General features: G+C 59.9%; 8 protein-coding genes and 1 pseudogene. 5 read left to right on the top strand and 4 right to left on the bottom strand.

Features of this window, described 5'->3' with window-relative positions; translation table 11 throughout:
• Nucleotides 1-278: 278 nt before the first annotated feature.
• The gene (putP, locus tag ACIQY3_RS32275; RefSeq protein WP_403028198.1) at nucleotides 279-1,763 is read right to left on the bottom strand and encodes a sodium/proline symporter PutP; all 1,485 of its coding nucleotides are present in this window, start codon (nucleotides 1,761-1,763) and stop codon (nucleotides 279-281) included.
• A 464-nt stretch (nucleotides 1,764-2,227) separates the two neighbouring features.
• On the opposite strand from putP, the gene putA reads away from it, so the two are divergent.
• Entirely contained in the window at nucleotides 2,228-6,178 is a 3,951-nt protein-coding gene (gene putA / locus ACIQY3_RS32280) for a trifunctional transcriptional regulator/proline dehydrogenase/L-glutamate gamma-semialdehyde dehydrogenase (RefSeq protein ID WP_403028201.1), read from the top strand.
• Nucleotides 6,179-6,423: 245 nt separating this feature from the next.
• Nucleotides 6,424-8,226, top strand: a complete 1,803-nt coding sequence (locus tag ACIQY3_RS32285) for an acyl-CoA dehydrogenase (RefSeq protein WP_403028204.1) — start codon at nucleotides 6,424-6,426, stop codon at nucleotides 8,224-8,226.
• Between the two features lie 114 nt (nucleotides 8,227-8,340).
• Here ACIQY3_RS32285 and ACIQY3_RS32290 read toward each other — a convergent pair whose 3' ends face one another.
• The 3 genes from ACIQY3_RS32290 to ACIQY3_RS32300 form a co-directional block, all read right to left on the bottom strand.
• Entirely contained in the window at nucleotides 8,341-10,278 is a 1,938-nt protein-coding gene (locus tag ACIQY3_RS32290) for a methyl-accepting chemotaxis protein (RefSeq protein ID WP_403028207.1), read from the bottom strand.
• A 101-nt stretch (nucleotides 10,279-10,379) separates the two neighbouring features.
• Complete coding sequence (locus ACIQY3_RS32295; RefSeq protein WP_123402505.1) at nucleotides 10,380-10,682, bottom strand: cell division protein ZapA; 303 nt, start codon at nucleotides 10,680-10,682, stop codon at nucleotides 10,380-10,382.
• Nucleotides 10,679-10,909: a hypothetical protein gene (locus ACIQY3_RS32300; protein WP_054053207.1), complete on the bottom strand. Its 231-nt coding sequence runs from the start codon at nucleotides 10,907-10,909 to the stop codon at nucleotides 10,679-10,681. Before ACIQY3_RS32300 ends, ACIQY3_RS32295 begins: the two co-directional genes overlap by 4 nt.
• Before the next feature lie 290 nt (nucleotides 10,910-11,199).
• On the opposite strand from ACIQY3_RS32300, the pseudogene ACIQY3_RS32305 reads away from it, so the two are divergent.
• The 3 genes and pseudogenes from ACIQY3_RS32305 to ACIQY3_RS32315 form a co-directional block, all read left to right on the top strand.
• Nucleotides 11,200-11,955: pseudogene (locus ACIQY3_RS32305) on the top strand (MCP four helix bundle domain-containing protein); the annotation flags it as partial.
• The gene (locus ACIQY3_RS32310) at nucleotides 11,947-12,810 is read left to right on the top strand and encodes a methyl-accepting chemotaxis protein (protein ID WP_403028288.1); all 864 of its coding nucleotides are present in this window, start codon (nucleotides 11,947-11,949) and stop codon (nucleotides 12,808-12,810) included. The pseudogene ACIQY3_RS32305 and the gene ACIQY3_RS32310, both read left to right, overlap by 9 nt.
• Before the next feature lie 238 nt (nucleotides 12,811-13,048).
• Nucleotides 13,049-14,791: a potassium/proton antiporter gene (locus ACIQY3_RS32315; protein ID WP_403028210.1), complete on the top strand. Its 1,743-nt coding sequence runs from the start codon at nucleotides 13,049-13,051 to the stop codon at nucleotides 14,789-14,791.
• Nucleotides 14,792-14,798 lie beyond the last annotated feature (7 nt).

Genomic DNA, 14,798 nt, shown 5'->3' on the forward strand with positions numbered 1-14,798 from the left:
GAAAATCAGATTTGCCCTACTTTTTTAGGGAATTTTCCTTCAAGAATCAGCGCGTTTGGCTACAGACATTTCTTTCAAACCACCACATACCCCTGTGGGAGCGAGCCTGCTCGCGAAGGGGTAGTCACATCCAGAATTGATGTCGACTGGTACACCGCTTTCGCGAGCAGGCTCGCTCCCACAGGGAATTTTCAGCGCTCATAAAAAAACGGCCCGCCTCCAACAGGAGACGGGCCGTTTTTATGTCAGCGAAAGATCAGAGCCTCAGCCCCTCCCCATCACTTGTTCAGGCGGAAATCCGCTTCGGCTGCAGCAAAGCGCATCAGCATGCCTTTGGTCGGCGCGCCCAGCTTACTGACGATGTAGATCGCCAGACTGGCGAAGATGAAGCCCGGGATAATTTCGTACAGACCCAGCAGTTCGAAATGTTTCCAGACGATCACCGTGATCGCGCCAACCAGGATGCCGGCCAGTGCGCCGTCGCGGGTCATGTCTTTCCAGATCACCGAGATCAGTACAACCGGACCGAACGCAGCACCGAAACCGGCCCACGCGTAGCTGACCAGACCCAGTACACGGTTGTCCGGGTTAGCGGCCAACGCGATGGCGATCAGGGCAACCAGCAACACCATGGCGCGGCCGACCCAGACCAGTTCGACCTGGGAAGCGGATTTGCGCAGGAAGGTTTTGTAGAAGTCTTCGGTCAGGGCGCTGGAGCACACCAGCAACTGGCAGCTCAGGGTGCTCATCACCGCCGCGAGGATGGCCGACAGCAATACACCGGCAATCCACGGGTTGAAGAGGATTTTCGCCAGTTCGATAAACACGCGCTCGTGGTTCTCGCTGACTGGCATGGCCACGGCAGGGTTGGCCGAGAAGTAGGCAATACCGAAAAAGCCTACAGCGACGGTGCCGCCCAGGCACAGGATCATCCAGGTCATGGAGATGCGACGGGCGTTAGCGATCGACTTGACCGAATCCGCCGCCATAAAACGCGCCAGGATGTGCGGCTGGCCGAAGTAACCCAAGCCCCAGCCCATCAGCGAGATGATGCCGATGAAGGTGGTGTTTTTCAGCATGTCGAAGTTGCTTGGATCTTGCGCTTCGATGGCCAGGAACGTGGTGTCGATGCCGCCGGTGGCCAGCAGCACGATGATCGGCGTCAGCAACAGGGCGAAGATCATCAGGGTAGCTTGTACGGTATCGGTCCAGCTCACGGCCAGGAAACCGCCGACGAAGGTGTAGGCAATTGTCGCCGCCGCACCAGCCCACAGCGCAGTCTCGTAGGACATGCCGAAGGTGCTTTCGAACAGACGGGCACCGGCTACGATGCCGGAGGCACAGTAGATAGTGAAGAACACCAGAATCACGATGGCAGAGATGATCCGCAGCAGACCGCTTTTGTCTTCGAAACGGCTGGAGAAGTAATCCGGCAGGGTCAACGCATCGCCGTTGTGCTCGGTCTGCACCCGCAGACGGCCGGCGACGAACAGCCAGTTCAGGTAAGCACCAACGATCAGGCCGATGGCGATCCAGCTTTCAGACAAACCGGACATGTAGATGGCGCCCGGCAGGCCCATCAACAACCAGCCGCTCATGTCGGAGGCGCCGGCGGACAATGCCGTCACCACGCTGCCGAGGCTGCGACCGCCCAGGATGTAGTCAGAAAGGTTGTTGGTGGAGCGATAGGCCATGAAGCCGATCAGCACCATTGCTGCGATGTAGATCACGAACGTGATCAGGGTTGGATTGCTTACGCTCATTCGAGTGGTGCCCTGGCTTTGTTTTTATGTAGCGGCGAAGTGTGAAACGCCGACAAACGACAACGTTTGTTGAAACGATTTCCAGCCCCGCGCATTTATGACCGATGTTTCCCCAGGAAAGCCATCAGCCGGTACACCTGTCTTTTTTGACCGGTTGCACCTTGGGCGCGAATCCTATTCAACAACCCAAATAAGGTGCAACCCATTTCTTGAGAATAAGTTGCACCTAGCCTGATTTTCTTGAAAAAGCCCTGTTTTTGCTCCCTTTTAGCGCAGTCAGGATCATTTACTAGAAGTAAAAGCACCAAGCAGGAGCGGTACGTTCGTACCGGAATTTAATTCCTGATGAGCCGCTTATTATTCCGACAAAAAAAGGGTTGCACCCGGTTGCACCTCGATCAACGCACAGCTAATCTTGCGGCCAGCTGATGCCACGCGGTCGTGGCAAACATGAGGATAAAAATATGGCTACCACCACCCTCGGGGTCAAACTTGATGACCCTACCCGCGAGCGCCTGAAGGCCGCCGCGACCTCGATTGATCGTACGCCGCACTGGCTGATCAAGCAGGCAATTTTCAATTACCTGGAAAAACTCGAGGGTGGTGCAACCCTGACCGAGCTGAGTGGTTTGACCAAGGATTCCGACGACGCCGTCGATGCGCCAACGGATCATGCCCATCAGTGCTTCCTGGAATTTGCTGAAAGCATCCTGCCGCAATCGGTTCTGCGCGCCTCGATCACCTCGGCTTACCGTCGTCCGGAACCGGAAGTGGTGCCGATGCTGATGGAACAGGCACGCCTGCCTGTGGCGATGGCCGAAGCCACCAACAAGCTCGCGTCCTCGATTGCCGACAAATTGCGCAATCAGAAAAGCGCCGGCGGCCGTGCCGGGATTGTTCAGGGCCTGTTGCAGGAATTTTCCCTGTCGTCCCAGGAAGGCGTGGCGCTGATGTGCCTGGCCGAAGCGCTGCTGCGGATCCCGGACAAAGGCACCCGTGACGCTTTGATCCGCGACAAGATCAGCACCGGTAACTGGCATCCGCACCTGGGCAACAGCCCGTCGCTGTTCGTCAACGCAGCTACTTGGGGCTTGTTGCTGACCGGCAAACTGGTCGCCACTCATAATGAAGCCGGCCTGACGTCGTCCCTGAGCCGCATCATCGGCAAGAGCGGCGAGCCGATGATCCGCAAGGGCGTCGACATGGCCATGCGCCTGATGGGCGAGCAGTTCGTCACCGGCGAAACCATCGCCGAAGCCCTGGCCAATGCGAGCAAGTTCGAATCCAAGGGCTTCCGCTATTCCTACGACATGCTGGGTGAAGCCGCACTCACCGAGCTCGACGCCCAGAAGTACCTGGCCTCGTACGAACAAGCCATCCACTCCATCGGCAAAGCCTCCCACGGTCGTGGGATTTATGAAGGCCCGGGCATTTCCATCAAGCTCTCGGCACTGCACCCGCGTTACAGCCGTGCGCAGTACGAGCGTGTGATGGACGAGTTGTACCCGCGCCTGTTGTCGCTGACTTTACTAGCCAAGCAATACGACATCGGCCTGAACATCGACGCCGAAGAAGCCGACCGCCTCGAGCTGTCTCTGGATCTGCTGGAGCGCCTGTGCTTCGAGCCGCAGCTGACCGGTTGGAACGGCATCGGTTTCGTGATCCAGGCCTATCAAAAGCGTTGCCCGTATGTGATCGATTACGTGATCGACCTGGCTCGCCGCAGCCGTCATCGCCTGATGATCCGCCTGGTGAAAGGCGCGTACTGGGACAGCGAAATCAAGCGCGCCCAGGTCGAAGGCCTGGAAGGCTATCCGGTCTACACCCGCAAGGTGTACACCGACGTTTCCTACATCGCTTGCGCCCGCAAACTGCTGTCGGTGCCGGAAGTTATCTACCCGCAATTCGCGACGCACAACGCCCATACCCTGTCGGCGATTTACCACATTGCCGGTCAGAACTATTACCCCGGTCAGTACGAGTTCCAGTGCCTGCACGGCATGGGTGAACCGCTGTACGAACAGGTTGTCGGCAAAGTTTCCGATGGCAAGCTGAATCGTCCGTGCCGCGTGTACGCACCGGTCGGGACTCACGAAACACTGTTGGCGTACCTGGTGCGTCGTCTGCTGGAAAACGGTGCGAACACTTCGTTCGTCAACCAGATTGCCGATCAGTCCATCTCGATCCAGGCGCTGGTGGCCGATCCAGTGGCCAGCATCGAGCGCATGGCGACAGCGGAAGGCGGTTTCGGCCTGCCGCACCCGCGCATCCCGCTGCCCCGTGATCTTTATGGTGCCGAACGCGCCAACTCCAGCGGCATCGACATGGCCAACGAACATCGTCTGGCGTCGCTGTCCTGCGCCTTGCTGGCCACTGCACATAACAGCTGGAAAGCCGCGCCGATGCTCGGTTGCGCTTCCAGTACTGAAACCCCGGCACCGGTACTGAACCCGTCCGATCTGCGTGACGTGGTCGGTCATGTTCAGGAAGCGACCGTCGAAGACGTCGACAACGCGATCCAGTGCGCCCTGAACGCCGGTCCGATCTGGCAGGCCACTCCGCCGGCCGAACGCGCCGCGATCCTGGAACGTGCCGCCGATTTAATGGAAGGCGAAATCCAGCCGTTGATGGGTCTGTTGGCTCGCGAAGCCGGCAAGACCTTTGCCAACGCCATCGCCGAAGTCCGTGAAGCCGTGGATTTCCTGCGTTATTACGCGGTGCAGGCACGCAACGATTTCACCAACGACGCCCACCGCCCATTGGGTCCGGTGGTCTGCATCAGCCCGTGGAACTTCCCGCTGGCGATCTTCAGCGGTCAAGTCGCCGCTGCACTGGCCGCCGGCAACCCGGTTCTGGCCAAGCCTGCGGAACAAACTCCGCTGGTCGCCGCTCAAGCCGTGCGCTTGCTGCTCGAAGCCGGGATTCCGGAAGGCGTGCTGCAACTGCTGCCGGGCCGTGGCGAAACTGTTGGCGCTCGCTTGGTCGGTGACGATCGGGTTAAAGGCGTAATGTTTACCGGTTCGACCGAAGTCGCTCGTTTGCTGCAACGCAATGTCGCGGGTCGCCTGGATGCTCAGGGTCGTCCGATTCCGCTGATCGCTGAAACCGGCGGCCAGAACGCGATGATCGTCGACTCCTCGGCACTGACTGAACAGGTTGTGATCGACGTGGTTTCGTCCGCGTTCGATAGCGCCGGCCAACGCTGCTCTGCACTGCGCGTACTGTGCTTGCAGGAAGATTCCGCCGACCGTGTCATCGAAATGCTCAAGGGCGCCATGGCTGAATGCCGTCTCGGCAACCCGGAGCGCCTGTCCGTGGACATCGGCCCGGTGATCGACGCCGAAGCCAAGGCTGGCATCGAGAAACACATCCAGGCTATGCGCGACAAAGGTCGCAACGTGTATCAGGTGGCTATTGCCGACGCGGAAGAAGTCAAACGCGGCACCTTCGTGATGCCAACCCTGATCGAACTGGAAAGCTTCGATGAACTGCAACGGGAGATCTTCGGCCCGGTGCTGCACGTGGTTCGCTACAAGCGCAAAGACATCGACCAACTGATCGGCCAGATCAACGCGTCCGGCTACGGCCTGACCCTGGGCGTGCACACCCGCATCGACGAGACCATCGCCAAGGTGATCGACAACGTCAATGCCGGTAACGTCTATGTGAACCGCAACATTGTTGGCGCTGTGGTCGGCGTGCAACCGTTCGGCGGTGAAGGTCTGTCGGGCACGGGTCCGAAGGCTGGTGGTCCGTTGTACCTGTACCGCTTGCTGTCGACCCGTCCTACGGATGCAATCGAACAATCCTTCGCTCGTGGTGATGCTATCGCTGCGCCGGACGTACGTTTGCGCGACGCCATGAGCAAACCGCTGACCGCCCTGAAAACCTGGGCCGACAGCAACCAGTTCGCCGACCTGAGCACCCTGTGCCTGCAGTTCGCCGCGCAATCGCAGAGCGGGATTACCCGCGTGCTGGCCGGCCCGACCGGCGAGCGCAACAGCTATGCGATCCTGCCGCGGGAACACGTGCTGTGCCTGGCGGAAGTCGAAAGCGACCTGCTGACGCAACTGGCAGCGGTGTTGGCGGTCGGTGGTTCGGCGGTATGGCCGGAAGCTGACGTGACCAAGGCATTGTTCGCACGTTTGCCGAAGGAAATTCAGGCGAAGATCAAACTGGTTTCCGACTGGAACAAGGACGAAGTGGTGTTTGATGCGGTGCTGCATCATGGCCATTCGGATCAGCTGCGCGCGGTGTGCCAGCAAGTGGCCAAGCGTGCCGGGGCGATTGTCGGGGTCCATGGGTTGTCCCAGGGCGAGACCAACATTGCGCTGGAGCGATTGGTGATTGAGCGGGCGTTGAGTGTTAACACGGCTGCGGCGGGTGGTAATGCGAGCTTGATGACTATCGGTTAAACCGCTTCAAAACCAGGCGCCCGCAATGGTCGCCTGGAATGCAAAACCCTTGTGGGAGCGGGCTTGCTCGCGAAAGCGGAGTGTCAGTCGACATCAAAATTGACTGTCACACCGCATTCGCGAGCAAGCCCGCTCCCACATTTGATTAGCGTTGCCCGCACCCCACCATCACGCTCATCAATCATCCTGTTCAGCCTTTATTCCCACGCCTAGACTCGGTCCATTCCAAAAAAAGGTAGGCCGACATGTCCGAGACGTTGCTCAGTTCCCGAAATCTGGCTTTCGAGCTGTACGAAGTCCTTGATGCCGAGGGCCTGACCCAGCGTGAGCGGTTCGCCGAGCACAATCGCGAGACGTTCGACGCCGCCATCGGCACCGCCCGCAGCATCGCCGAGAAATTCTTCGCGCCGCACAACCGCAAGGGCGACGAGAACGAGCCGCGCTATGAGAACGGTCAGGCGATCCTGATTCCAGAGGTGAAGCCCGCGGTGGATGCATTCCTCGAAGCCGGTTTCCTCAACGCTGCGCGAAGTTTCGACGCCGGCGGCATGCAACTTCCTACCTTGTTGTCCCAGGCCTGTTTTGCGCACTTCCAGTCAGCCAATGCGGCATCGACCTCGTATCCGTTCCTGACCATGGGTGCGGCCAACCTGATCGAGAGCTTTGGCACCGAGGAGCAGAAACAGCGCTTCCTGCAACCAATGATCGACGGGCGTTTCTTCGGCACCATGGCGTTGACCGAACCCCACGCCGGGTCGTCGCTGTCGGATATTCGTACGCGCGCAGAGCCAGCGTCTGACGGCACCTATCGACTCAAGGGCAACAAGATCTTCATCTCCGGTGGCGATCACCCGCTGTCGGAAAACATCGTGCACATGGTGCTGGCCAAGTTGCCGGACGCACCGGCCGGGGTGAAGGGCATTTCGCTGTTTATCGTGCCCAAGTTTCTGGTCAACGATGACGGCAGCCTTGGCCAGCGCAACGATGTGCTGCTGGCCGGGTTGTTCCACAAGATGGGTTGGCGCGGTACGACATCCACCGCACTGAATTTCGGCGATAACGGCGAGTGTGTCGGCTATCTGGTGGGCAAGCCGCACCATGGTTTGAGCTACATGTTCCAGATGATGAACGAGGCGCGGATCGGCGTCGGCATGGGCGCGGTGATGCTTGGTTACGCCGGTTATCTGTACTCGCTGGAATATGCCCGCGAGCGGCCACAGGGTCGCGTGCCGGACAGCAAAGACCCGAACACCGCACCGGTGGCGATCATTCAGCACGCCGACGTCAAGCGCATGCTGCTGACGCAAAAAGCTTACGTTGAAGGTTCGTTCGACCTGGGGCTGTACGCGGCGCGGTTGTTCGACGACACCACGACCCTTGAGAGCGAAGCCGAGCGCAAGCAGGCCCATGAGCTGCTGGATTTATTGACGCCAATCGTCAAATCCTGGCCGTCGGAGTTTTGCCTGAAGGCCAACGAACTGGCGATCCAGATTCTCGGCGGCCATGGCTACACCCGCGAATATCCGGTGGAGCAGTATTACCGCGACAACCGCTTGAACCCGATCCACGAAGGCACCCACGGCATTCAGTCGCTGGATTTGCTCGGCCGCAAACTGGCGCAGAACGGTGGCGCCGGGCTCAAGCAATTGATTCGGCTGATCGCCAATACCGCCGAGCGCGCCCAGGCGTACGAATCCCTGACCGCGCTGCGTGAACCGCTGGAAAAACTAGTGGCGCGTCTGCAAACCGTCACCATCGGCCTGCTGACCGATCTGGGCCAAGGTAAGGTCAACAGCAGCCTGGCGAACTCGGCGCTGTACCTGAAAGTGTTCGGGCACACGGTGATTGGCTGGCGTTGGCTGGAACAGGCGATTCGCGCCGAGGACGGGTTGGCCAAGGGTAATGCGGCGGATGTGAGCTTCTATAAAGGCAAGTTGCAGGCAGCGCGGTATTTCCTGACATGGGAAGTGCCGGGTTGCCACCATGAATTGGCGATCCTGGAGGCGCGGGATGATGTGTGCCTTGGGATGCAGGATGAGTGGTTCTGACTGAAGACCTGTTGTGCTGCTGAAATCCATTCGCGAGCAAGCCCGCTCCCACAGGAGATTGCATTCCAATGTGGGAGCGGGCTTGCTCGCGAAGAGGCCCGCACCGACAACACATCAACTCAACTTGAACCCACCCATCTGCCGCGCCAAATCATCCGCCAACCGCTGCAACGTCTGGCAATCCTCACGACAAGCCCTGACCTCCCCCGCCGTCGCCCGGGCCAAATCGGAAATCCCCTGCACATTGCGGTTGATCTCTTCGGTCACCGCCGACTGCTCTTCTGTCGCGGTCGCGACCTGATGGTTCATGTCGCTGATGCGCTCGATCTGCCCGGTAATCGCGGTCAACGATGTTCCGGTGCGCTGGCTCGATTCAACCCCGGTACCCGTCGCCGCTTGCCCTGAATGCATCGATGACACGGCATTTTCCGCGCCCTGCTTGAGGCTGCCGATCATTTGTTGAATCTCGTCAGTGGACGACTGTGTGCGTCGCGCCAGGGTCCGAACTTCGTCCGCCACCACCGCAAAGCCACGCCCCATATCCCCGGCCCGCGCCGCTTCAATCGCAGCATTCAGCGCCAACAAATTGGTCTGTTCGGAAATCCCGCGAATCACCGCCAGCACTTGATCGATGGACGCCACTTGATGCGCCAACTCTCCCACCGCCGTGGCGGCGACGCCGATTTCGTCGGACATGCTTTCTATATGCCGGATCGAACCACCGACCACTTCCCGGGCCTGCAGCGCTTCATCGCGCGCGGTTTGCGAGGCGACTGCGGCGTTGCCAGCGTTTTGGGCGATTTCCTGTACGGTCAGGCCCATCTCGTGAACGGCGGTGGCGACCATGTCGGTCATTTCCTGCTGACGCCCGGAGCGTTCGGCGGTGTTATCCACCACCTTCGCCACTTGGCCGACCGCTGTGCGCAACCGCTCGCTGGTGGTCAGCACTTCGCCGATCATGTCGCGCTGACTTTCGAGGAACCGATTGAAGCCCCGCGCCAGATCACCCAGTTCATCGGCGCGGCTGGAATCTAACCGGTGGGTCAAATCTCCACCACCGCTACCGATGGCTACCAGCGCCGCTGTTACCTGACGAATCGGCCGCACCAGGCCACGGGCCAGCAACACCACCAGCAACAGGCACACCATTGCGACGGCGAGGCCAATACCGCTGCTCATCCACATGGCGCGGCGGGCTTCGGCATAAATCTGTGACTGTGGCACTTCGGCCACCAACGTCCAGCCCAAATCACGCAGTGGCAGGCTCAGCGCCAGATAATCTTCGCCGTCGCGCACAAAGCTGCTGTTGGTGGCGGCTTTTTGACCCATGACCGCTTGCGCCGCCGGAGCGCCGATTTGCTCGGCCAGTGTGCGTTTACCGCTGAACTGCGCCTCGGGGTGAACCTGGATCAAACCGTCGGAACGCACGAGATAGACCTTGCCGCGCTCACCGAAGTTGAAGTTGTGGATCAGCTCCGACAGCACTTTCATGCTCAGCCCGAGCCCGGCAACGCCGACGACTTTGCCGGCCTGCTCGACCTTGAGGTCGATGAACAGCGCCAATTCTCCGGTCGCGGTGTCATTGTCGATATTGAGGGTGCGTGGCTGGTTGCTGTCGAGAAAGGAATAGAACCAGGCGTCCTTGGGATTGGAGCGGCTGAGGGTCCGGTCCAGGCCTTTTTCCGTGAGGTAATGGTTGGACGCCGTGCCGACGATCAGCGCGGTAAAGGCTTTGTGCTCGGCGCGGATGCCTTCCAGGTACTTCACGAACGTGTCGGTCTGGGCACTGTTTTCGCCCCCGGCCAACCAGTCGCGCACCATGCTGTTGCTGGCGATGTCCTTGGCGGCGGTGAGGGGCTGGACGAGGATCCGCTCGATGTCGTTGCGCATCGCTTCGATGCTCGACGGCAGCGCCTGTTCGACCAGATAGCTCTGGGCGAGGCGGTTGACCACCAGGGTATAAACGCCAACCACGATCAGAATACTGACCAGCAGGGCGGTGCCCATACTCAGGATCAACTGCCATTGAATACTGCGTCGCCAGAACTGCATGGAACACCCCCAAAGAATAAGTGGCTGAAACACTGCAACAGCCGTGCCGATTGTATACAACGCAGTCGACAAATTTATTCTTTGGTTGTGCTCAAAGCCGATCAGGCCTGATTGATCGTCTTGGCGATCACTTCAACCGTGGCGCTGACTTGCTCTTGGTAACGGTCGAGTTCCTGCTGGTGCTGCTTTTTCATTTCGATCTGCTGGGAGCACAGATTCATCGCCGCCAGGACCAACAAGCGGTCGCCGATCAGCGTCGGGTATTTGCGTTTGGTGTCGGCCAGGGCTGCCTTCAACATCATGGCGGCGTCCAGCAGGGTCTGCTCTTCCCCGGCCGGCGCCTTGATCGAATAGTCCTCCCCCAGGATCGAGACGACTTTTACCCCTGCGGCGCCCTGATTCATGCGCTGACAGGGCCGGCGCTGACGCGCTCAACCAGGGCCTGGATGCGGGCGGCGGTGGCGCCTTGTTTCTCTTCCTGTTCCATCAGGCTCAGTTGCAGGCTTTCGTTTTCATCCTTGGCCTGGGCCAGTTCGGCGCTCAGGGTCTGGTTGGTGCCGAGCAGGCTCTGGTTCTGTTGCACCAGGTCGCTGACCAGTTGTTCCAATTGACTCAGGGATGCTTCCAACATTTTGATTTTCCAAGCTTTTTCAAAGGGCGCGTACGATAAAGAAAAGTCACCACGGATGCCAGGGTTATTGGGGCGCAAGGCCTTGATTTTCCTGGCGGGCGACCTTCCTCGCGAGTTTTAAAGACTGTGATTGGTGGATCTGGTTCCTGCACTTCGTCGCCGGGGCCGGCCTGCGACATATTCGCGCAGGGCCTCAAGACTTTAGTCGTATGACCGATAAGTCATCCATATAGCAGTCTCAGCCTCGCACGGATGCGCTTTTCTCGGTAAATACCATGTCCCTTCGTAATATGAATATCGCGCCGCGGGCGTTCCTCGGGTTTGCCATGATTGGCGCTCTGATGCTGATTCTGGGTGTGTTCGCCCTGAACCAGATGAGCAAGATCCGCGCGGCGGGTGAAGACATCGCCACCGCCAGCGTGCCGAGCATCAAGAGCCTGGATGAATTCACTCAACTGACCCTACGCCTGCGCGTGTTGTCCTACCGTTTGCTGATCAACCGCGAACCGGACGTGCAGCAGAAAACCATGGAGCTGTTCGACGTCCGCAACCAGCAGATCCGCGACGCACAGAAGGTCTACGAACCGCTGATCGACGGCCCGCAGGAACGTGCGGCGTATGATCAGTATGTACAGTTGCTGGCGCAGTACCGCCAACTCGAAGACCGGATGAAAAGTCTGTCGCGCAACAATCAGATTGATGACCTGCGCAAAATGCTCAACACCGATCTGTTGGCTAACTCTGAAGCGGTCAACGCAGCCCTCGGGAAATTGCTGGAGATCAACACCCAGCAGATTGCCGAGACTGATAAAGGTGCGAGCGATCAGTATTCGGCGTCCTTTGACCTGGTCATCACCCTGTTGGTCATCGCCACCGGCCTGACCCTGCTATTCGCCTGGCTGCTGACGAATAGCATCACCAAGCCGATCGCCAATGCGTTGAGCGCTGCTGAAGAAATCGCCGAAGGCAACCTGACCCGCCCGATTACCGTCGATGGCCAGGATGAGGCCGGTCGCCTGTTGCTTGCGATGTCGAAGATGCAGGACAAACTGCGCGACACCCTGCAACGGATTTCCGGCTCGGCCACGCAACTGGCGTCCGCCGCTGAAGAGCTGAACAGCGTCACCGACGAAAGCGCCCGGGGCCTGACCCAGCAGAACAACGAAATCGAACAAGCCGCCACCGCGGTCAACGAAATGACCAGCGCCGTGGAAGAAGTCGCGCGCAACGCAGTGAGCACTTCCGAAGCCTCGAAAAATGCCACCACCTCCGCCGGTGACGGCCGAGACCTGGTGCAGGAAACCGTCAGCGCCATCGAACGCATGAGCGCCGATGTGCAAAGCACCGCGACGCTGATCGGCGATCTGGCCAACGAATCCCGGGACATCGGCAAGGTGCTGGACGTGATTCGCGGCCTCGCGGACCAAACCAACCTGCTGGCCCTGAACGCCGCGATCGAAGCGGCCCGTGCCGGTGAAGCCGGGCGCGGGTTTGCGGTGGTGGCGGATGAGGTTCGGGCCCTGGCGCACCGTACCCAGCAGTCCACCAGCGAAATCGAACGCATGATCGGCAGCATCCAGAGCGGCACCGAGCACGCGGTGGATTCGATGCGCAACAGCACCGAACGCGCGGAATCGACATTGAACATCGCCCGTGGCGCGGGTATGTCGCTGGACACGATCAACAGTGCGATTGTCGAGATCAACGAACGCAACCTGGTGATCGCCAGCGCGGCGGAAGAACAGGCCCAAGTAGCTCGCGAAGTGGACCGTAACCTGGTGAACATCCGTGATCTGTCGGTGCAATCGGCGACCGGGGCGAATCAGACCAGCGCGGCCAGCAGCGAACTGTCTCGGTTGGCGGTGGACCTGAACACGATGGTTGGGCGGTTTAGCCTGTAACCGCACGAGCGGCGCCAGCAGCCCTGACGCCTTCGCGAGTAAGCCCGCTCCCACATTGGGTCTGTGTCGTACACAAATATTGTGAACAACACGGTCAACTGTGGGAGCGGGCTTGCTCGCGAAGGTCCGAAGGACCAAAAGCTTTTTGACAGCATCACATTTCAACAGGTTAGAATCGCTGGCACGCAGACTGCATGGTCAGTTTGTGCCCGCCTTTCAGCTTTCTGGAGTACTGCCTTTGAATGCGACGACCATCAACAGCCTGTTCTTGATCGGCGCGTTGCTGGTAGGTGCGAGCATTCTGGTGAGTTCCCTTTCGTCCCGCCTCGGTATCCCGATTCTGGTGATTATCCTGGCCGTGGGCATGGCCGCTGGCGTCGACGGCGGCGGCATCATTTTCGATAACTACCCAACGGCCTATCTGGTCGGCAACCTTGCGTTGGCGGTGATTCTGCTCGATGGCGGTTTGCGCACGCGGGTCGCGAGTTTCCGCGTGGCGTTATGGCCCGCGTTGTCGCTGGCCACGGTCGGCGTGCTGATCACCACCGGGCTGACCGGCATGGCCGCAGCCTGGCTGTTCAACCTGAACATCATCCAGGGCCTGCTGATCGGCGCCATCGTCGGTTCAACCGATGCCGCGGCGGTGTTCTCGCTGTTGGGTGGCAAGGGGCTGAACGAGCGGGTGACCGCCAGCCTCGAAATCGAATCCGGCAGCAACGACCCGATGGCGGTGTTCCTCACCGTGACCCTGATCGACATGCTCGCCAGCGGCCAGACCGGCCTGCACTGGAGCCTGCTCGGGCACTTGGTGCGTGAATTCGGTATCGGTGGCGTCGTCGGCCTCGGCGGCGGCTGGGTCATGTTGCAACTGGTCAACCGCATCAATCTGGCCAACGGCCTCTATCCAATCCTGGTGATTGCCGGCGGTTTGCTGGTGTTCGCCCTGACCAACGCCTTGCACGGCAGCGGCTTCCTCGCCGTTTACCTGTGCGGCCTGGTGATCGGCAACCGCCCGGTGCGCAGCCGTCACGGCATCCTGCATATGCTCGACGGCATGGCCTGGCTGGCCCAGATCGGCATGTTTTTGGTGCTGGGTTTGCTGGTCACGCCGCACGACTTGCTGCCCATCGCCCTGCCCGCCCTGGGCCTGGCGCTGTGGATGATTCTGTTTGCCCGGCCGCTGTCGGTGATGGTCGGCCTGCTGCCGTTCAAAGCGTTCCACGGTCGCGAAAAAGCCTTTATTTCCTGGGTCGGCCTGCGCGGTGCGGTACCGATCATTCTGGCGGTGTTCCCGCTGATGGCGGGTTTGCCGCACGCTCAACTCTATTTCAACCTCGCGTTCTTTATTGTGCTGGTGTCGCTGCTGGTGCAGGGCACGAGCCTGCCGTGGGTCGCCAAACTGTTGAAGGTGACGGTTCCGCCGGAGCCCGCGCCGATCTCCCGTTCGGCCCTGGAAGTCCACGTCACCAGCGAGTGGGAGCTATTCGTTTATCGCCTCGGTGCGGAGAAATGGTGCATCGGCTCGCCGCTTCGCGAACTGAAAATGCCCGAAGGCACCCGGATCGCGGCCCTGTTTCGTGGCCAGCAACTGCTCCATCCGTCGGGTAGTACGGTGCTCGAAGTCGACGATTTGCTTTGCGTGATCGGCCATGAACACAACCTGACGGCCCTCGGAAAACTCTTCAGCCAGGCGCCGCAACGGGGCCTCGATTTGCGTTTCTTCGGCGACTTCGTACTCGAAGGAGACGCCCAGCTGGCCGCGGTTGCGGCGCTGTACGGGTTGAAAGTCGAAGGCATCGATCCGGACATGTCCCTGGCCCGTTTCATTGCCCAGAAAGTGGGCGGCGCGCCAGTCGTGGGCGACCAGGTGGAGTGGAACAACACCATTTGGACGGTCGCGGTCATGGACGGGAACAAGATCGGCAAAGTGGGCGTCAGATTCCCCGAAGGAAGTCGCCCGGGTCCGGGACTCTTCCTCTAAACTGCCA

It is taken from the genome of Pseudomonas sp. NPDC096950 (assembly GCF_044762525.1).
Taxonomy (GTDB): domain Bacteria; phylum Pseudomonadota; class Gammaproteobacteria; order Pseudomonadales; family Pseudomonadaceae; genus Aquipseudomonas.